Genomic DNA, 18,231 nt, shown 5'->3' with positions numbered 1-18,231 from the left:
ATCCTTTCGCCGCTTCAGAAATCTCCGGATCGTGTTCGCATGTTGCGCAATCTGCTCCCCCCCTTGTCGTTCTTTTCTTTATACTTAGCGTGGCGCTGGTTCATCGACACAAGGCGCACTTTTAGAACAATCCTGATTTCGTGCGGAAGAGAAAACATGAAAATTCGCGCTTTACTGCTTGCTATGAGCATGGCGACGGTTCTGACCGGTTGCCAGAATATGGACTCCAATGGACTGCTCGCTTCAGGTGCAGGCGCTTTTCAGGCTTACAGCCTCAGTGATGAGCAAGTAAAAGCGCTCAGCGACCAGGCATGTACGGAAATGGACAGCAAGGCGACGATCGCCCCGGCCAGCAGCGAATACGCGAAGCGACTGACCAAAATCGCCTCTGCGCTCGGCGACAATATCAACGGCCAGCCGGTGAATTACAAAGTCTATGTGGCGAAAGACGTTAACGCGTTTGCAATGGCGAACGGCTGTATCCGCGTCTATAGCGGCCTGATGGACATCATGACCGATAACGAAGTGGAGGCGGTCATCGGCCACGAAATGGGACACGTTGCGCTCGGCCATGTGAAGAAAGGGATGCAGGTTGCGCTGGGGACTAACGCGGTTCGCGCCGCAGCCGCTTCCGCTGGCGGTATTGTCGGCAGTCTGTCGCAGTCGCAGTTGGGCGATCTTGGCGAGAAACTGGTGAACTCACAGTTCTCCCAGCGCCAGGAGTCCGAAGCGGATGATTACTCCTATGACTTGTTGCGCAAACGCGGCATCAGTCCGGCTGGTCTGGCAACCAGTTTTGAGAAACTGGCGAAGCTGGAAGCGGGACGTCAAAGCTCCATGTTTGACGATCACCCGGCCTCCGCCGAACGTGCCCAGCATATTCGAGACCGAATGGCGGCAGACGGTATTAAATAAAAACGAAGGAGGCAATATTGCCTCCTTTTTTATAACGCATAAATTGATAACTTAAGCGCACAGAACGTTAAATATCAGAATATAAACAGTAGCGATATATTCGACGTTTTATTCTCTGATAGAGGATTATTTTAGTATTTATATTCCCCGGCATGTTTTATCACTTCTTTTAACGCCGCAGACAAAATATAAAATAGTCCAGCCCCAATATGGCCGGTACGCCAACGGCTGTAAGCCTTTGTCACAAAATGTTTGCAATCAATAATTATTCAGGTAACTATCCGTAACGCAGTAATTCAATTTGATATTATCCATAAAGAGAAGTTCCCTCAGTGAAAAAAGAAATATCGTTAATCGCATTAAGTTTATTCGCCGCATTGCCTGCCATTGCCAGCCAACAATCCGACAGCCAGGGTTTTGTTAATGACAGCCATTTAAATCTCTTTTTACGTAACGCCTGGATTAACCGCGACTATCAGGGCGGCGTACAGGACAAAGCCGAATGGGGCCAGGGCATTGTCGCCACCTTTGAATCTGGCTATACCGAAGGTTTGATCGGCTTTGGCGTTGACGGTATTGCGCAGTATGGCGTGCGTCTGGACGGCGGCCGTGGCCGCAGTGGCGCAGGCGGTATCGACTTCTTCAAACAAGACAGCGACGGCCGCGCGAAATCCGATCTGGCAAAATTTGGCGCAACCGCCAAAATGCGCATCTCCAACACCGTCCTGAGCTACGGCAACCAGCGTCCGCAGCTCCCGATCGTCTACGCCGACGATTCCCGTCTGCTGTTTGAAAGCTTCACCGGCACCATGTTGACCTCCAGAGAGATCGACGGTCTGGAAATTAATGCCGGTTATTTCACCGACGAGCAGCGCAAAAGCGACGACCGCCACAACAGCGGCCTGAAAAGCCTCTCTTTCGGCGGCGCGAGCTACCAGTTTAACGATCAGTTCAGCGGCGCCCTGTATGCCTCGCACGTCGAAGATGTGCTGAACAAACAGTATCTGGGACTGAACTTCAAACAGCCTTTCAGCACCGGACAGCAGCTGGTGCTGGACTTTAACGGCTACAACTCACGTCTGGATTCCGGTTACGCCGATAGCCTGAATACTGGCCGCAGCAACAGCATCTGGAGCCTGGCGGCAAGTTATATCTGGGATATTCATACCTTTAAAGTGGCGTATCAGCAAAGCAGCGGCCGCACCGGTTATCACTACGGCAGCTATCGCGATCAGGGCGGCGTCGGCGATGGCGGCAACACCATCTGGCTGGCGAACTCTTACTGGTCTGATTTTAACGGTGAAAACGAACGTTCCTGGCAGGCGTCATATGGACTGGATTTTGCCGGTCTCGGTTTACCGGGGCTGAGCTGGACAACCGCTTATGTTCGCGGCGATAACATCAAAACATCGGCAACCAGCAACGGCAAAGAGCACGAGTGGTTCAACCAGGTGCAATACCAGGTTCAGGACGGCATGGCGAAAGACCTGAAACTGAAGCTGCGCTATTCCGTATTACGCGTGTCCAGCAACGCCAGCGACTATAACGTCAGCGGCAACGAGATTCGCGCTTACGTGGAATATCCGTTTAACATCTTTTAAGTTAAAACCCCTCTCCTGATGACGGAGAGGGGGAAGCACTTATTCGCCTTTTTTCGCCGCCTGAATGTAGAGCATTTCCAGCGCCAGGGTCGCCGCAGCCAGCGCGGTGATTTCGGACTGGTCATAAGCCGGAGCCACTTCCACCACATCCATCCCGACGATGTTCAGATCTTTCAGACCGCGCACCAGTTTAATGGCGCGATCGGAAGTCAGGCCGCCGATCACCGGTGTCCCTGTGCCCGGTGCGAACGCCGGGTCCAGACAGTCGATATCAAAGGTCAGGTAGACCGGCATATCGCCAACGATCTGATTAACCTGCGCGATGATGTCATCCACGCCGCGATCGTTCACCTGGCAGGCATCCAGCACGGTGAAACCGTTGTCTTTATCAAATTCAGTACGAATACCAATCTGCACGGAGTGGTTCGGGTCAATCAACCCCTCTTTCGGCGCAGTGTAGAACATGGTGCCGTGGTCAAACTCGCAGCCGTTCGCGTAGGTGTCGGTATGCGCGTCAAAATGCACCAGCGCCATTTTACCAAAGTGCTTTGCATGAGCGCGCAGCAGCGGCAGGGTCACGAAGTGGTCGCCGCCGAAGGAGAGCATACGTTTACCGGCTGACAGCAGTTTCTCCGCATGCGCCTGCAATTTTTCACTCATCTCGCGCGCGTCGCCAAACGCATAGACCAGGTCACCACAGTCCACAACGTTCAGACGCTCGCGCATGTCGAAGTTCCACGGGAAGCGGTTGTGCTCCCAGGCCAGGTTAGTGGAAACCTGACGGATTGCCGCCGGGCCGTGGCGGCCACCCGCACGACCGGAAGTCGCCATATCAAACGGTACGCCGGTGATCACCCAGTCAGCGTCGCTGTCATAAGGCTGGAAATTCAGCGGCAGACGCAGAAAGCCGAAGGCGTTGGAAACCAGGGAGTTATCGTACTGATGACCTAAAGTGCTCATGTCCTGACCTCTTTTAAAGTCGATACATTAAAAACAGATGAAAAAAAATCCCCTCCGCGTCGTTAAACCCGACGAGGAAGGGATTGATTCGTAAATCGCTTATTGGGGCGAATTATCGCCGTTAATTCATACGGGTTCAAGTGAGTATAGCATTCTGCCGGATGGCGGCTTCGCCGTATCCGGCCTATATTCGTAGGCCCGGTAAGCTCAGCGCCACCGGGCATCAGCGGCTACTCGTCTTCCAGGTAAGTGTACCCGTACAGCCCTGTCTCAAACTCTTCGAGGAACTGCTGTTGCAGCGCATCGTCCAGACCGGTCTGTTTCACCTGATCGCGGAAGTGGGTCAGCAACGTGTTCGGATCGAGCTGTACGTATTGCAGCATATCCGCCACGGTGTCCCCTTCGTCAGACAGCTCAACTTCCACGCTGCCATCCGGGAAGACAAACACGTCAACCGCTTCGGTGTCGCCGAACAGGTTGTGCATGTTGCCAAGGATCTCCTGATAGGCGCCGACCATAAAGAAACCGAGCATCGGCGGGTTCTCTGGATCGTACTCCGGCATCGGCATAGTGGTGGCGATGCCGTCACCGTCGATGTAGTGATCGATCGCGCCATCGGAATCACAGGTGATATCCAGCAGCACCGCGCGGCGCTCAGGCACCTGATCCAGCCCTTCCAGCGGCAGCACCGGGAACAGTTGATCGATACCCCACGCATCCGGCATTGACTGGAACAGCGAGAAGTTGACGTACATTTTGTCCGCCATACGCTCCTGCAACTCATCGATGATCGGACGATGCGCACGGTTCTGCGGGTCCAGCTGTTTCTGTACTTCGTGGCACATGCTCAGATAAAGCTGTTCCGCCCAGGCGCGTTCCTGCAAACTGAACGTCCCGGAAGAGTAGCCAATGTGAATGTCGTGCAGGTCCATCTGGCTGTCGTGCAGCCATTCACGCAGCGAGCGGCGGGTGCCCGGCTCGTGCATCTCCTGCCAGGTTTCCCACATGCTCTGCAACGCGCGCGGCGCGTCGTCGGCAGGCGCGGTGGGCACGGTATATTCGTTACGCTCCACGCCGATGATGTTCGATACCAGCACGGTATGGTGCGCAGTTACCGCACGGCCAGACTCGGTGATCACCGTTGGGTGCGGCAGACCGTGTTCTTCACACGCATCGCCAATCGCCCAGATGATGTTGTTGGCGTATTCGTTCAGGCCGTAGTTAACGGAGCAATCAGACTGCGAGCGGGTTCCTTCGTAATCCACGCCCAGACCGCCGCCGACGTCGAAACACTGAATGTTGACGCCCAGTTTATGCAATTCAACGTAGAAACGGGCGGATTCGCGCACGCCGGTGGCAATGTCGCGGATATTCGCCATCTGCGAGCCGAGGTGGAAATGCAGCAGTTGCAGGCTGTCCAGTCGCCCGGCTTCACGCAGGGTTTCAACCAGTTGCAGCACCTGCGTCGCCGCCAGGCCGAATTTGGATTTTTCGCCGCCGGAAGACTGCCATTTACCGGAACCCTGCGAGGCCAGACGCGCACGCACGCCCAGGCGCGGGATCACGTTCAGACGCTCGGCTTCATCCAGCACGATCGCGATTTCCGACATCTTCTCGATGACCAGGTAGACCTTGTGGCCCATCTTTTCGCCAATCAGCGCCAGACGGATGTATTCACGGTCTTTGTAGCCGTTACAGACGATCACGCTGCGGGTCATTCCGGCGTGCGCCAGAACCGCCATCAGCTCCGCCTTCGAACCGGCTTCCAGCCCCAGCGGTTCGCCGGAGTGAATCAGCGATTCAATCACCCGACGGTGCTGGTTGACCTTGATCGGATAAACGAGGAAGTAGTCGCCGTTATAACCGTAGGATTCACGCGCGCGTTTAAACGCTGCGTTAATGGAGCGCAGACGGTGTTGCAGGATCTGCGGGAAGCAGAACAACGCAGGCAGACGCTGGCCTTGCGCTTCGCGAGCTTTCACCAGTTTGGCGAGATCGACGCGTGCCTGAGGGACGTCAGGGTCCGGGCACACGCTGATGTGTCCCAGTTCGTTGACGTCGTAGTAGTTATTGCCCCACCAGGCAATATTGTAAGTACGCAGCATCTTGCTGGCTTCCTGGGAGCTCATTGCAACCTCCTGCATGGAGCGTAGTACACCCTGTTCGCCTGCTGACGAAGGCGAACCCATAGACATGTCGTCAGACATAGCGAACCTCAAATTTTATTAACAAGTGTAAAACAGTTGACTACTATCGCAATCCGTAGACGCGATAACAACCCATAAACAGACGTATTTTCCAGCAGATAGTGCTGACGCTCCGCCTGCGCGACCGGTTTCTTTTTCATATCATTGTAAAACACGTAACCGAACTTAAGTATGACGGTTCGGCGAAACCACGAGAAAACTCTTGTTTCAACAAGAGCGCCCTTGTTCAGTCTTCCGTTACCGACCGGCTCTGGAGTCCTGAGAAGCGCCGAGATGGGTATAACATCGGCAGGTATGCAAAGCAGAGATGCAGATTGCGGGGGACATGCGCACACCAGAACGGTGCGACAGATTCAGCAGAATACAACGGTTCATTATCTCGTATCACCTCCACGGCCGCCCCGTAAGACAAGCCTCTAAGCCAAAGCAACGTTTTAGCCCGGCTGGAAGTGGCGACACGAAGAATCCGTCGTGTGCTTTTTAGTATGAGCCGCGCGCCGCGTTTTATACCGACAAGAGGGGAAAAATGCAAAGCATAAATGCGCACATTGCCAGCAGTGTCCTGAAAAATTTCCAGTCGTGTTTTCAACGCAACGGGAGTTGATTCAAAAAAAACTGGAAATCGGGTGAAGAAGTGACCTAAAATAGCCATCCAGATGTTAATCCATCCATACTGATTAACACTCAGACTGCCAGTGTCATCAACCTGCAAGCCTTGGTAGAATCCTCTGCTTTGGCTATTCCACACAACAGTTTGAGCTAACCAAATTCTCCTTAGGTGAAATAAAACATGGCAAAACACCTTTTTACGTCCGAGTCCGTATCAGAAGGGCATCCTGACAAAATTGCTGACCAAATCTCTGATGCCGTGCTGGATGCGATCCTGGAACAGGATCCGAAAGCGCGCGTCGCATGCGAAACCTACGTTAAAACCGGTATGGTTTTAGTTGGCGGTGAGATCACGACCAGCGCATGGGTTGATATCGAAGAGATCACCCGTAACACGGTCCGTGAGATCGGCTATGTGCATTCCGACATGGGCTTTGACGCCAACTCTTGCGCCGTGCTGAGCGCTATCGGCAAACAGTCCCCGGATATCAACCAGGGCGTTGACCGTGCCGATCCGCTGGAACAGGGCGCGGGCGACCAGGGCCTGATGTTTGGTTACGCGACCAATGAAACTGACGTGCTGATGCCAGCGCCGATCACCTACGCGCACCGTCTGGTACAGCGTCAGGCTGAAGTGCGTAAAAACGGCACGCTGCCGTGGCTGCGCCCGGATGCGAAAAGCCAGGTCACTTTCCAGTATGACGACGGCAAAATTGTCGGCATCGACGCGGTAGTGCTGTCTACTCAGCACGCTGAAGAAATTGACCAGAAATCGCTTCAGGAAGCGGTGATGGAAGAGATCATCAAGCCGATCCTGCCGTCAGAATGGCTGAACGCGTCGACGAAATTCTTCATCAACCCAACCGGTCGTTTTGTTATCGGCGGCCCGATGGGCGACTGCGGTCTGACAGGTCGTAAGATTATCGTGGATACCTACGGCGGTATGGCGCGTCACGGCGGCGGCGCATTCTCCGGTAAGGACCCGTCTAAGGTTGACCGTTCCGCAGCCTACGCCGCGCGTTATGTTGCGAAAAACATCGTTGCCGCAGGTCTGGCTGACCGTTGTGAGATTCAGGTTTCTTACGCTATCGGCGTGGCTGAACCAACCTCTATCATGGTTGAAACCTTCGGTACTGAAAAAGTGCCTTCTGAACAGCTGACCCTGCTGGTACGCGAGTTCTTCGACCTGCGTCCGTACGGCCTGATTCAGATGCTGGATCTGCTGCACCCGATCTACAAAGAAACCGCTGCATACGGTCACTTTGGCCGCGAACATTTCCCGTGGGAAAAAACCGACAAAGCGCAGCTGCTGCGTGATGCCGCAGGTCTGAAGTAATTTACTGACGTTGCTTTTTTTAAGGCCAGCCTCGTGCTGGCCTTTTGTATTTGTGCGCGCATCTTTTGCCCGGCGGCGCTTCGCTTGCACGGGCCTACGGGTTCTGTCGTTTTGGCGTAGCCGTCACCCGGCGATTAATGAAACCGCTTACCCTCCATTCCATAAGCAATGCGTTGAAAATAATCCTTTTGCATGATCGTTTTTCTTCTGACGTTACATTTTTTTCAGTTAAGTCTTAAATGTGCGCATTCGCGATACAAACCACCTCACTTACCTCTATGTTTTCAAAGTATTAATTACTTTAACGATCAAATGTTAGTGTAAACGATTACACTAACGTGATTCTAATCACATATTTTTGCGGGCCACTCACCTACCCTTAGCATCAACAAAACTGGCAACCCAACCGGAGGCATCATGCCTGACAATAAAAAACAGGGGCGTTCAAACAAGGCCATGACATTTTTTGTCTGCTTTCTTGCAGCCCTGGCAGGATTACTTTTTGGCCTGGATATCGGCGTTATCGCCGGTGCTTTACCCTTCATCACTGACGAATTCCAGATTACCGCGCACACTCAGGAGTGGGTGGTCAGTTCGATGATGTTCGGCGCCGCCGTCGGTGCCGTCGGCAGCGGCTGGCTCTCCTTCAAATTAGGTCGTAAGAAAAGCCTGATGATCGGCGCGATCCTGTTTGTGGCCGGTTCGCTGTTTTCCGCCGCCGCGCCTAACGTTGAGGTGCTGATCGTTTCCCGCGTTCTGTTAGGCCTGGCCGTTGGCGTCGCGTCCTACACCGCCCCGTTGTACCTGTCTGAGATCGCGCCGGAGAAAATTCGCGGCAGTATGATCTCCATGTACCAGTTGATGATCACCATCGGTATTCTTGGCGCCTATCTGTCTGATACCGCGTTCAGCTACAGCGGCGCATGGCGCTGGATGCTGGGCGTGATCATCATTCCGGCCATTCTGCTGCTGATCGGCGTGTTCTTCCTGCCGGACAGCCCGCGCTGGTTCGCGGCGAAACGTCGCTTTATTGATGCCGAACGCGTACTGCTGCGCCTGCGTGATACCAGCGCAGAAGCCAAACGCGAGCTGGATGAGATCCGTGAAAGTCTGCAAGTAAAACAGAGCGGCTGGGCGCTGTTTAAAGAGAACAGCAACTTCCGTCGCGCGGTGTTCCTCGGGGTGCTTTTGCAGGTGATGCAACAGTTCACCGGGATGAACGTCATCATGTACTACGCGCCGAAAATCTTTGAACTGGCAGGTTATACCAATACCACCGAGCAGATGTGGGGCACCGTTATCGTTGGTCTGACGAACGTGCTGGCCACCTTTATCGCTATCGGTCTGGTAGACCGCTGGGGGCGTAAACCAACGCTGACGCTGGGCTTCCTGGTCATGGCTATCGGCATGGGCACTCTCGGCACCATGATGCATATCGGCATTCACTCGCCGTCAGCGCAATACTTCGCTATCGCCATGCTGCTGATGTTTATCATCGGGTTCGCGATGAGCGCCGGCCCACTGATTTGGGTACTGTGCTCTGAAATTCAGCCGCTGAAAGGCCGCGATTTCGGTATCACCTGCTCTACCGCCACCAACTGGATCGCCAATATGATCGTCGGCGCAACGTTCCTGACCATGCTCAACACGCTGGGCAACGCAAACACCTTCTGGGTCTATGCCGGTCTGAACCTGTTCTTCATCATCCTGACCATCTGGCTGGTTCCTGAAACCAAACACGTCTCTCTGGAACACATTGAGCGTAACCTGATGAAAGGCCGTAAGCTGCGCGAAATCGGCGCTCACGACTAACGCTGATAATTAGCGGTAAGTGCCCGATGGCGCAAGCTTATCGGGCCTACTGCACTCAGTTGAACGCAGCGCGGTTTGTCGGCCGCCATCCGGCAAAACTTAGCGGGGTGAAGCGTCCCCCTTGCAGTCTCCATCACCTCCCATTATCCTCTGTCGTTATGAAAACCTCCCGTCTCCCTATCGCTGTCCAGCAAGCCGTTATGCGCAGCCTGCGGGAAAAACTCGCCCAGGCCAATCTCAAACTGGAACGTCATTACCCGGAACCCAGGCTGGTTTATCAACAACGTGGAACTGCCGCGGGAACAGCATGGCTACAAACTTACGAAATCCGTCTCAATCCTGTGCTATTGATGGAAAACGTCGACGCGTTCGTCAATGAAGTGGTGCCGCACGAACTGGCGCATTTGCTGGTCTGGAAACATTTTGGCCGGGTTGCGCCGCACGGCAAAGAGTGGAAATGGATGATGGAAAGCGTACTGGGCGTCCCTGCCAGACGCACGCATCAGTTTGAACTGCAATCCGTTCGCCGCAATACCTTTACCTACCGCTGTAAATGCCAGCAGCATCAGCTCACCGTGCGCCGCCATAATCGCATCGTACGCGGTGAAGCCACCTACCGCTGCGTTCACTGCGGCGAACCGCTTGTTGCTGAATAATCGCCAGAATAATCAGGAACTTTTCTGATCTGCCTGATTGCATACAAGAACAACTTTCGCTACGTTGCGGGCTCGTTTTGACACGGAGTTCGTGATGTACCGTAATTTCTCTTTTGCCGCAGCGTTGTTGGCGATGATGCTCTCAGGGCAGGTGCTGGCTACAGGCATCAACAGTTTTTCTCAGGCCAAAACCGCCGGGGTAAAAGTCAATGCCGATGTTCCCGGCGATTTCTACTGCGGGTGTAAAATTAACTGGCAGGGTAAAAAAGGCGTCGTGGATCTCGCCTCCTGCGGCTATAAAGTCCGAAAAAATGAAAACCGCGCCAGCCGCATTGAATGGGAACACGTCGTACCCGCCTGGCAGTTCGGCCACCAGCGTCAGTGCTGGCAGGACGGCGGGCGAAAAAACTGTGCGAAAGATCCTGTCTACCGCAAGATGGAGAGCGACATGCACAATCTGCAACCCGCCGTCGGCGAGGTGAATGGCGATCGCGGCAACTTCATGTACAGCCAGTGGAATGGCGGCGAAGGTCAGTACGGCCAGTGCGCCATGAAGGTCAATTTCAAGGAAAAAATCGCCGAACCGCCTGCTCGCGCCCGTGGTGCAATCGCCCGTACCTACTTTTATATGCGCGATCAGTACAATCTGACGCTCTCCCGTCAGCAAACGCAGCTTTTCAACGCCTGGAACAAGCTGTATCCGGTCACGGACTGGGAGTGCGAGCGCGACGAACGCATCGCCAGGGTACAAGGGAACCACAATCCATACGTGCAACGCGCTTGCCAGGCGCAAAAGAGCTAACCTACACTAGCGGGAATATTTTTAACCCAGCCCCACGCGATCAGATGGCGTGGGGAGATGACGCGGATTTTTCTATTATGCGCATTCCCCGCATTTATCACCCTGAACCCATCACATCCGGCAGCCAGTTCTCCCTGTGTGAAGACGCCGCCAACCATATCGGACGCGTGCTGCGTATGGGGCCAGGCCAGGCGCTCCAGCTGTTTGACGGCAGCAATCAGGTGTTTGACGCCGAGATAACCAACGCCAGCAAAAAAAGCGTCGATGTAAAAGTGCTCAGCGGCACCCTCGACGATCGTGAATCCCCGCTGCATATTCACCTCGGCCAGGTGATGTCGCGCGGCGAAAAAATGGAATTCACTATCCAGAAATCGATCGAACTGGGTGTAAGCCTCATTACGCCACTTTTTTCTGAGCGCTGCGGCGTTAAACTGGACAGCGAACGTCTGAACAAGAAGCGCCAGCAGTGGCAAAAAATCGCTATTGCCGCCTGCGAACAGTGCGGTCGTAACCGGGTGCCGGAAATTCGCCCGGCAATGGATCTGGAAGCCTGGTGCGCCGAGCAGGACGAGGGGCTGAAACTGAACCTTCACCCGCGCGCCAGCGCCAGTATCAACACCCTGCCGCTCCCCGTGGAGCGCGTACGCCTGTTGATTGGCCCGGAAGGCGGTTTGTCGGCAGATGAAATCGCCATGACCGCCCGCTACCAGTTTACTGATATCCTGTTAGGACCTCGCGTTCTGCGTACTGAGACAACTGCGCTCACCGCCATTACCGCGCTACAGGTGCGTTTTGGCGATCTGGGCTAACGGAGAAGAACAATGATCAAGCTCGGCATCGTGATGGACCCCATCGCAAGCATCAACATCAAGAAAGATTCCAGCTTCGCTATGCTGCTGGAAGCACAACGTCGTGGCTACGAACTTCATTACATGGAGATGGCCGATCTGTATTTGATCAACGGTGAGGCTCGCGCCCGCACGCGTACCCTGAGCGTAGAGCAGAACTATGACAACTGGTATACGTTCAACGACGAGCAGGATCTGCCGCTGGCCGATCTGGACGTCATCCTGATGCGTAAAGATCCGCCGTTCGATACCGAATTTATCTACGCCACTTATATTCTGGAGCGCGCGGAAGAGAAAGGCGCGCTGATCGTCAATAAGCCCCAGAGCCTGCGTGACTGCAACGAAAAACTGTTCACCGCCTGGTTCTCCGACCTGACGCCGGAAACACTGGTCACGCGCAACAAAGCGCAGCTGAAAGCCTTCTGGCAGAAGCACAGCGACATCATTCTCAAGCCGCTGGACGGCATGGGCGGCGCGTCTATCTTCCGTGTGAAGGAAGGCGACCCCAACCTCGGCGTGATCGCCGAAACGCTGACCGAGCATGGCACCCGCTATTGCATGGCGCAGAACTACCTGCCTGCCATTAAAGACGGCGACAAACGCGTGCTGGTTGTTGACGGCGAACCCGTTCCGTACTGCCTGGCGCGGATTCCGCAGGGCGGCGAGACCCGTGGCAACCTGGCGGCCGGTGGTCGCGGCGAACCGCGCCCGCTTACCGACAGCGACTGGGAAATCGCCCGCCGCATTGGCCCAACCCTGAAAGCGAAAGGGCTGATTTTTGTGGGTCTGGATATCATCGGCGATCGTCTTACCGAAATTAACGTCACCAGCCCAACCTGTATTCGTGAAATTGAAGCGGAGTTCCCGGTTTCGATTACCGGAATGCTGATGGATGCCATTGAGGCGCGTTTGCAGAAGTAAATTAGTTACCGGATGACGACGCCTTCGCGTCTTATCCGGCCTGGAATTTCACCCCACAGGCCGGATAAGACGAAACTGCCATCCGGCAAAGCTATTTTCAGAGGGTGACATCTTCGCGCTTTCCCCACATACTGGACGCTGTTGCTTTTTTGAACCCGGATACAGAACCTCTGACAATGAATTTACAGCATCACTTTCTTATTGCCATGCCTGCTCTCCAGGACCCAATTTTCCGCCGCTCCGTGGTGTACATTTGCGAACACAATGAAGATGGCGCAATGGGGATTATCATTAATAAGCCTCTGGAAAATCTACAGATTGAAGGGATTCTGGAAAAACTGAAGATTACGCCTGAACCGCGCGATCCGGCGATTCGTCTGGATAAAGCCGTAATGCTCGGCGGGCCGCTGGCGGAAGATCGGGGATTTATTTTACATACTCCGCCCTCCCGCTTTTCGTCCAGTATTCGTATTTCTGACAATACGGTGATCACCACGTCCCGCGACGTGCTGGAGACGTTAGGCACACCGGAGCAACCCTCTGAGGTACTGGTGGCGCTGGGTTATTCATCATGGGATAAAGGTCAACTGGAGCAAGAGCTGATGGATAATGCCTGGCTCACGGCCCCTGCCGATCTCAATATTCTGTTCAAAACGCCGATTGCCGACCGCTGGCGCGACGCAGCCAAATTAATCGGAATTGATATTCTGACCATGCCTGGCGTGGCGGGGCATGCCTGATGAGCGGAACCTTACTCGCATTTGATTTCGGCACCAAAAGTATCGGCGTAGCGATAGGACAGCGCATCACCGGCACCGCCCGCGCGCTGCCAGCGATAAAAGCGCAGGACGGAACGCCAGACTGGAACATTATCGAGCGTTTGCTGAAAGAGTGGCAGCCGGATGAAATTATTGTCGGGCTACCGCTCAATATGGATGGCACAGAGCAGCCCCTCACCGCTCGCGCCCGCAAGTTCGCCAACCGCATTCATGGCCGTTTTGGCGTATCGGTTACGCTGCATGACGAACGCCTCAGCACCGTAGAAGCGCGCTCTGGCCTGTTTGAACAAGGCGGTTATCGCGCACTCAACAAAGGCAAGGTGGATTCCGCCTCGGCCGTCATCATCCTCGAAAGCTATTTCGAGCAGGGTTACTGAAGCGAATTGCCTGATGGCGCTTCGCTTATCAGGCCTACGGGCTACGGGCACGCGTGTAGGCCGGATAAGGCCATCGGCCGCCATCCGGCACAACCGTTCGCTAAAGCCTGCCCTGCGCCTGCCGCTGTTGCAGACTCTGGGCAAACGTCTGCATCCCCGCCTGTTGGCTGGTCTGAATAACGCCGGGCAACTGGTGGATTTTCCCCTCCCGAATAAGATTGCCAACCGCTGGCGTGTTGATGAGCAGTTCGAATAACGCCACGCGTCCGTCCTGCCTGTCGGTTTCCAGCTTCTGCGACAACACGGCGCGCAGGCTGCCCGCAAGTTGACTGCGTACCGGATCTTTCTCCTGCGCCGGAAAGGAGTCGACCAGCCGCTCTACCGCCTGTGCCGCGCCGCGCGTATGTAGCGTCGCCAGTACCAGATGCCCCGTTTCCGCCGCCGTCAGCGCCAGGCGAATGGTCTCACTGTCGCGCAGTTCGCCTAATAAAATCACATCCGGGTCTTCACGCAGCGCAGCGCGTAACCCGGCGGCAAAGGAGCGGCAGTGTACGCCAACCTCCCGCTGCTGAATCAGGCAGCGCTGGCTGGTATGGCGGTACTCAATAGGATCTTCCAGCGTCAGAATATGACCATCGAGATGCTGGTTGAGGTATTCCACCATTGCCGCCAGCGTGGTGGATTTCCCGCTTCCCGTCGCCCCGGTCACCAGAATCAGTCCGTTCTCGCCGCCAAGGAGCGCGGGTAGCGCGGCAGGTGTCTGGAGCGCGTCCAGTTGCGGGCACGTAGTGGGCAGCAACCGCAGCGCCAGCGATGCGCCCTGCTCATGATGAAAAGCGCTGGCGCGTAACCGCAGTTCGCCCGGCAGCGACACCGCAAAGTCGAGCTGACCATCCGCCTGCCACGCCCGGCGCTGCGCGTCGTTAAGCCATTGTGACAGCAAAACCTCGACATTCGGGCTGCTAAACGGGGCTATTTCCACTTTTCCCCGTTTACGCCAGCGCGCAGGCCATGCGTTGCACAGGTGTAGATCCGAGACGTTATGCTTTACACTAAGGGCCACTATTTCTTCCATATCCATACGAACATCCTCGGAAAATGAACGATATCGCGCATAACCTGGCACATGTCCGGGACAAAATCTCAGCCGCCGCGACGCGTTGCGGGCGGTCTTCAGAAGAAGTTACGCTGCTTGCAGTGAGTAAAACCAAGCCTGCGAGCGCCATCGCAGAAGCCATCGCGGTCGGGCAGCGGGCGTTTGGCGAAAACTATGTTCAGGAAGGGGTAGAGAAAATTCGCCACTTCAAAGAAAGCGGCGTCGAAGGGCTGCAATGGCACTTTATTGGCCCCTTGCAGTCCAACAAAAGTCGTCTGGTGGCAGAGCATTTTGACTGGTGCCATACGATCGATCGTCTGCGTATCGCCGCCCGCCTGAGCGAACAGCGCCCGGCAGGTCTGCCGCCGCTGAACGTGCTGATTCAAATTAATATCAGCGATGAGAACAGCAAGTCCGGGATTCCGCTTACGGAACTGGACGCTCTGGCGGCAAGCGTGGTTGAGCTTCCCGGTATCAGGCTGCGCGGACTGATGGCGATCCCCGCCCCTGAGTCAGATTATGTAAGGCAGTTTGAAGTTGCACGCCAAATGGCTGTAGCATTTGCCGGGCTGAAAACGCGCTATCCTGGCGTTGATACCCTTTCTCTGGGTATGTCGGATGATATGGACGCCGCAATTGCGGCAGGTAGCACGATGGTGCGCATCGGCACCGCTATTTTTGGTGCGCGTGATTACACAAAAAATTAAGGAAAACTGAGGAACGCCATGAAGACGTTGACCTTCCTGCTCTCAACGGTAATTGAACTGTATACCATGGTGCTATTGTTGCGCGTATGGATGCAGTGGGCTCGCTGTGATTTTTACAACCCTTTCTCACAATTTGTGGTGAAAGCGACTCAACCCATTATCGGGCCGCTGCGTCGTATTATTCCGCCAATGGGGCCGATTGATAGCGCCTCCATGCTGTTGGCATTTATTCTGAGCTTTATCAAAGCGATAGTGCTTTTCATGGTCGTGACGTTCCAGCCGATTATCTGGATCGCCGCCATACTTATCGTCCTGAAAACCATCGGCCTGCTGATTTTCTGGGTACTGCTGGTGATGGCGATCATGAGCTGGGTGAGCCAGGGCCGCAGCCCGATTGAATACGTTCTGCTTCAACTGGCGGACCCTTTGCTGCGCCCGATTCGCCGTCTGCTCCCTTCGATGGGCGGCATCGACTTCTCGCCGATGATCCTGGTTCTGCTGCTGTATGTTATCAACATGGGCATCGCTGAAGTCTTACAGGCGACGGGCAATATGCTGCTGCCGGGGCTGTGGATGGCGCTATGAGTGCCGTTACCCCCTGCGCTGACGGTCTGATTTTACGGCTCTATATTCAGCCGAAAGCCAGCCGTGACAGTATTGTGGGTTTACATGGCGACGAAGTGAAAGTCGCCATTACCGCCCCGCCGGTTGATGGCCAGGCCAACAGCCATCTGGTGAAGTTTCTTGGCAAACAATTCCGCGTGGCAAAAAGCCAGGTCGTCATTGAAAAGGGCGAACTGGGCCGCCACAAACAGGTTAAAATCATTCATCCGCAACAGATCCCGCCAGAAATCGCGGCGTTAACTGATTAGGTATCCTATGCAAAAAGTTGTCCTCGCTACCGGCAATGCCGGTAAAGTGCGTGAGCTTGCCTCACTGTTGAGCGATTTTGGGCTTGATGTCATCGCGCAAACCGAACTGGGCGTTGATTCAGCCGAAGAGACCGGTCTGACGTTCATTGAAAATGCGATCCTGAAAGCGCGTCATGCCGCAAAAGCTACCGGTCTGTCCGCCATTGCCGACGACTCCGGCCTGGCCGTTGATGCGCTGGGCGGCGCGCCGGGTATTTACTCCGCCCGTTATTCCGGCGAAGACGCCACCGACCAGCGTAATCTGGAAAAACTGCTGCATACCCTGCAGGAGGTGCCGGATGAGAAGCGCCAGGCGCGTTTCCACTGCGTGCTGGTCTACATGCGCCATGCAGAAGACCCGACGCCGCTGGTGTGCCACGGAAGCTGGCCAGGAATGATTACCCGCGAAGCGGCGGGCAATGGCGGTTTCGGCTATGACCCTATTTTCTTTGTTCCGTCTGAAGGTAAAACGGCAGCTGAGTTAACCCGTGAAGAAAAAAGCGCGATCTCCCACCGTGGGCAGGCGCTGAAGCTGCTGCTGGACGCCTTACGCAATGGTTAAGCTGCCGCCGCTGAGTCTTTATATTCACATCCCGTGGTGCGTGCAGAAATGCCCGTACTGCGATTTCAACTCGCATGCGCTGAAAGGCGAAGTGCCGCACGATGATTATGTTCAGCACCTGCTGAGCGATCTCGATACCAACGTGGCATATGCGCAGGGACGCGAAGTAAAGACCATTTTTATTGGCGGCGGTACGCCGAGCCTGCTCTCAGGCCCGGCAATGCAAACGCTGCTGGACGGCGTGCGGGCGCGCCTGCCGCTGGCGGCGGATGCAGAAATCACGATGGAGGCGAATCCGGGGACGGTAGAGGCCGACCGTTTCGTTGATTACCAACGCGCCGGGGTAAACCGTATCTCCATCGGCGTGCAGAGTTTTAGTGAACCGAAGCTAAAACGCCTCGGGCGCATTCACGGCCCGGAAGAGGCGAAACGGGCAGCGAATCTGGCGAGCAGTCTGGGGCTGCGCAGCTTCAACCTGGACCTGATGCACGGCCTGCCGGATCAAACGCTGGAAGAGGCGCTGGGCGACCTGCGCCAGGCTATCGCGCTCAATCCGCCGCATCTGTCGTGGTATCAGTTGACTATCGAACCTAACACGCTGTTCGGCTCACGCCCGCCGGTATTGCCAGACGATGACGCACTGTGGGATATCTTCGAGCAAGGCCACCAGTTGCTGACGGCGGCGGGTTATCAGCAGTACGAAACCTCCGCGTATGCCAGGCCGGGTTATCAGTGTCAGCACAATCTGAACTACTGGCGCTTTGGCGATTATCTCGGAATTGGCTGCGGCGCACACGGTAAAGTGACCTTCCCGGACGGGCGCATCCTGCGCACCACCAAAACGCGTCACCCGCGCGGTTATATGCAGGGGCGCTATCTGGAAAGCCAGCGTGATGTCGAACAGGCCGACAAGCCGTTTGAGTTCTTTATGAACCGTTTTCGGTTACTGGAAGCGGCTCCCCGGGCGGAGTTTACGCAGTATACCGGGCTTGCCGAAGCGGTAATTCGTGAGCAGCTCGACAAGGCCATCGCCCAGGGGTATCTCACCGAATGCGAGCAGCACTGGCAGATTACCCAACACGGCAAGCTGTTTTTAAACTCCCTGCTGGAGCTGTTTCTGGCGGAGTGATGG

The 18,231-nt window shown here is 55.3% G+C and carries 20 protein-coding genes; 15 read left to right on the top strand and 5 right to left on the bottom strand.

Annotation, left to right across the window (positions count from 1 at the left end):
- The first annotated feature begins 156 nt into the window (after positions 1–156).
- The gene (gene loiP / locus OGV83_RS17340; protein ID WP_047461362.1) at positions 157–915 is read left to right on the top strand and encodes a metalloprotease LoiP; all 759 of its coding nucleotides are present in this window, start codon (positions 157–159) and stop codon (positions 913–915) included.
- A 332-nt stretch (positions 916–1,247) separates the two neighbouring features.
- Positions 1,248–2,516, top strand: a complete 1,269-nt coding sequence (locus tag OGV83_RS17335) for an OprD family outer membrane porin (protein ID WP_286464158.1) — start codon at positions 1,248–1,250, stop codon at positions 2,514–2,516.
- Positions 2,517–2,555: 39 nt separating this feature from the next.
- On the opposite strand, the gene speB is transcribed toward OGV83_RS17335, so the two are convergent.
- From speB to yqgG, 4 genes are all read right to left on the bottom strand, one after another.
- Entirely contained in the window at positions 2,556–3,476 is a 921-nt protein-coding gene (gene speB / locus OGV83_RS17330) for an agmatinase (RefSeq protein ID WP_012135054.1), read from the bottom strand.
- Between the two features lie 230 nt (positions 3,477–3,706).
- The gene (gene speA, locus OGV83_RS17325) at positions 3,707–5,683 is read right to left on the bottom strand and encodes a biosynthetic arginine decarboxylase (RefSeq protein WP_024130934.1); all 1,977 of its coding nucleotides are present in this window, start codon (positions 5,681–5,683) and stop codon (positions 3,707–3,709) included.
- Positions 5,684–5,691: 8 nt separating this feature from the next.
- The gene (gene yqgB, locus OGV83_RS17320; RefSeq protein ID WP_047463939.1) at positions 5,692–5,823 is read right to left on the bottom strand and encodes an acid stress response protein YqgB; all 132 of its coding nucleotides are present in this window, start codon (positions 5,821–5,823) and stop codon (positions 5,692–5,694) included.
- A gap of 97 nt (positions 5,824–5,920) precedes the next feature.
- A complete protein-coding gene (gene yqgG, locus OGV83_RS17315; RefSeq protein WP_269475138.1) occupies positions 5,921–6,058 on the bottom strand; it encodes a small protein YqgG in 138 nt (45 codons plus the stop codon).
- A 415-nt stretch (positions 6,059–6,473) separates the two neighbouring features.
- Here yqgG and metK point away from each other — a divergent pair, with 415 nt between their 5' ends.
- From metK to ruvX, 8 genes are all read left to right on the top strand, one after another.
- A complete protein-coding gene (metK, locus tag OGV83_RS17310; RefSeq protein ID WP_012135057.1) occupies positions 6,474–7,628 on the top strand; it encodes a methionine adenosyltransferase in 1,155 nt (384 codons plus the stop codon).
- Between the two features lie 417 nt (positions 7,629–8,045).
- Positions 8,046–9,440, top strand: coding sequence for a galactose/proton symporter (gene galP, locus OGV83_RS17305; protein WP_012135058.1), 1,395 nt, complete (start codon positions 8,046–8,048; stop codon positions 9,438–9,440).
- 158 nt (positions 9,441–9,598) lie between these two features.
- Complete coding sequence (locus OGV83_RS17300) at positions 9,599–10,096, top strand: SprT family zinc-dependent metalloprotease (RefSeq protein ID WP_058668076.1); 498 nt, start codon at positions 9,599–9,601, stop codon at positions 10,094–10,096.
- Between the two features lie 94 nt (positions 10,097–10,190).
- Complete coding sequence (endA, locus tag OGV83_RS17295) at positions 10,191–10,898, top strand: deoxyribonuclease I (RefSeq protein ID WP_012135060.1); 708 nt, start codon at positions 10,191–10,193, stop codon at positions 10,896–10,898.
- A 77-nt stretch (positions 10,899–10,975) separates the two neighbouring features.
- Complete coding sequence (gene rsmE, locus OGV83_RS17290) at positions 10,976–11,707, top strand: 16S rRNA (uracil(1498)-N(3))-methyltransferase (protein ID WP_049010798.1); 732 nt, start codon at positions 10,976–10,978, stop codon at positions 11,705–11,707.
- Between the two features lie 12 nt (positions 11,708–11,719).
- Positions 11,720–12,667: a glutathione synthase gene (gene gshB, locus OGV83_RS17285; protein ID WP_012135062.1), complete on the top strand. Its 948-nt coding sequence runs from the start codon at positions 11,720–11,722 to the stop codon at positions 12,665–12,667.
- 176 nt (positions 12,668–12,843) lie between these two features.
- Positions 12,844–13,407 (top strand): YqgE/AlgH family protein, encoded by a 564-nt coding sequence (locus tag OGV83_RS17280; RefSeq protein WP_012135063.1) that lies wholly within the window; start codon positions 12,844–12,846, stop codon positions 13,405–13,407.
- Entirely contained in the window at positions 13,407–13,823 is a 417-nt protein-coding gene (gene ruvX, locus OGV83_RS17275) for a Holliday junction resolvase RuvX (RefSeq protein ID WP_114848321.1), read from the top strand. The genes OGV83_RS17280 and ruvX overlap by 1 nt, the downstream gene beginning before the upstream one ends.
- 100 nt (positions 13,824–13,923) lie before the next feature.
- Here ruvX and OGV83_RS17270 read toward each other — a convergent pair whose 3' ends face one another.
- On the bottom strand, positions 13,924–14,904 hold the full coding sequence (locus OGV83_RS17270; RefSeq protein ID WP_071257863.1) for a type IV pilus twitching motility protein PilT: 981 nt from the start codon (positions 14,902–14,904) through the stop codon (positions 13,924–13,926).
- 17 nt (positions 14,905–14,921) lie between these two features.
- Here OGV83_RS17270 and OGV83_RS17265 point away from each other — a divergent pair, with 17 nt between their 5' ends.
- From OGV83_RS17265 to hemW, 5 genes are read left to right on the top strand one after another with little or no spacing between them, the layout of a single operon-like run.
- Complete coding sequence (locus OGV83_RS17265; RefSeq protein ID WP_049010785.1) at positions 14,922–15,626, top strand: YggS family pyridoxal phosphate-dependent enzyme; 705 nt, start codon at positions 14,922–14,924, stop codon at positions 15,624–15,626.
- 18 nt (positions 15,627–15,644) lie between these two features.
- On the top strand, positions 15,645–16,211 hold the full coding sequence (locus OGV83_RS17260) for a YggT family protein (protein ID WP_012135068.1): 567 nt from the start codon (positions 15,645–15,647) through the stop codon (positions 16,209–16,211).
- Positions 16,208–16,498, top strand: a complete 291-nt coding sequence (yggU, locus tag OGV83_RS17255; RefSeq protein WP_012135069.1) for a DUF167 family protein YggU — start codon at positions 16,208–16,210, stop codon at positions 16,496–16,498. Before OGV83_RS17260 ends, yggU begins: the two co-directional genes overlap by 4 nt.
- Positions 16,499–16,505: 7 nt before the next feature.
- Positions 16,506–17,099, top strand: coding sequence for an XTP/dITP diphosphatase (locus tag OGV83_RS17250; RefSeq protein ID WP_286464156.1), 594 nt, complete (start codon positions 16,506–16,508; stop codon positions 17,097–17,099).
- Positions 17,092–18,228, top strand: a complete 1,137-nt coding sequence (gene hemW / locus OGV83_RS17245) for a radical SAM family heme chaperone HemW (protein ID WP_286464153.1) — start codon at positions 17,092–17,094, stop codon at positions 18,226–18,228. Before OGV83_RS17250 ends, hemW begins: the two co-directional genes overlap by 8 nt.
- The last annotated feature ends 3 nt before the right edge of the window (positions 18,229–18,231 follow it).

The sequence above is a fragment of the Citrobacter sp. CK189 genome (assembly GCF_030333505.1).
Classification (GTDB): Bacteria; Pseudomonadota; Gammaproteobacteria; order Enterobacterales; family Enterobacteriaceae; genus Citrobacter_B; species Citrobacter_B koseri.
Note: the sequence above shows the minus strand (reverse complement) of the source record. Positions and strands in the feature narration are given on the sequence as shown.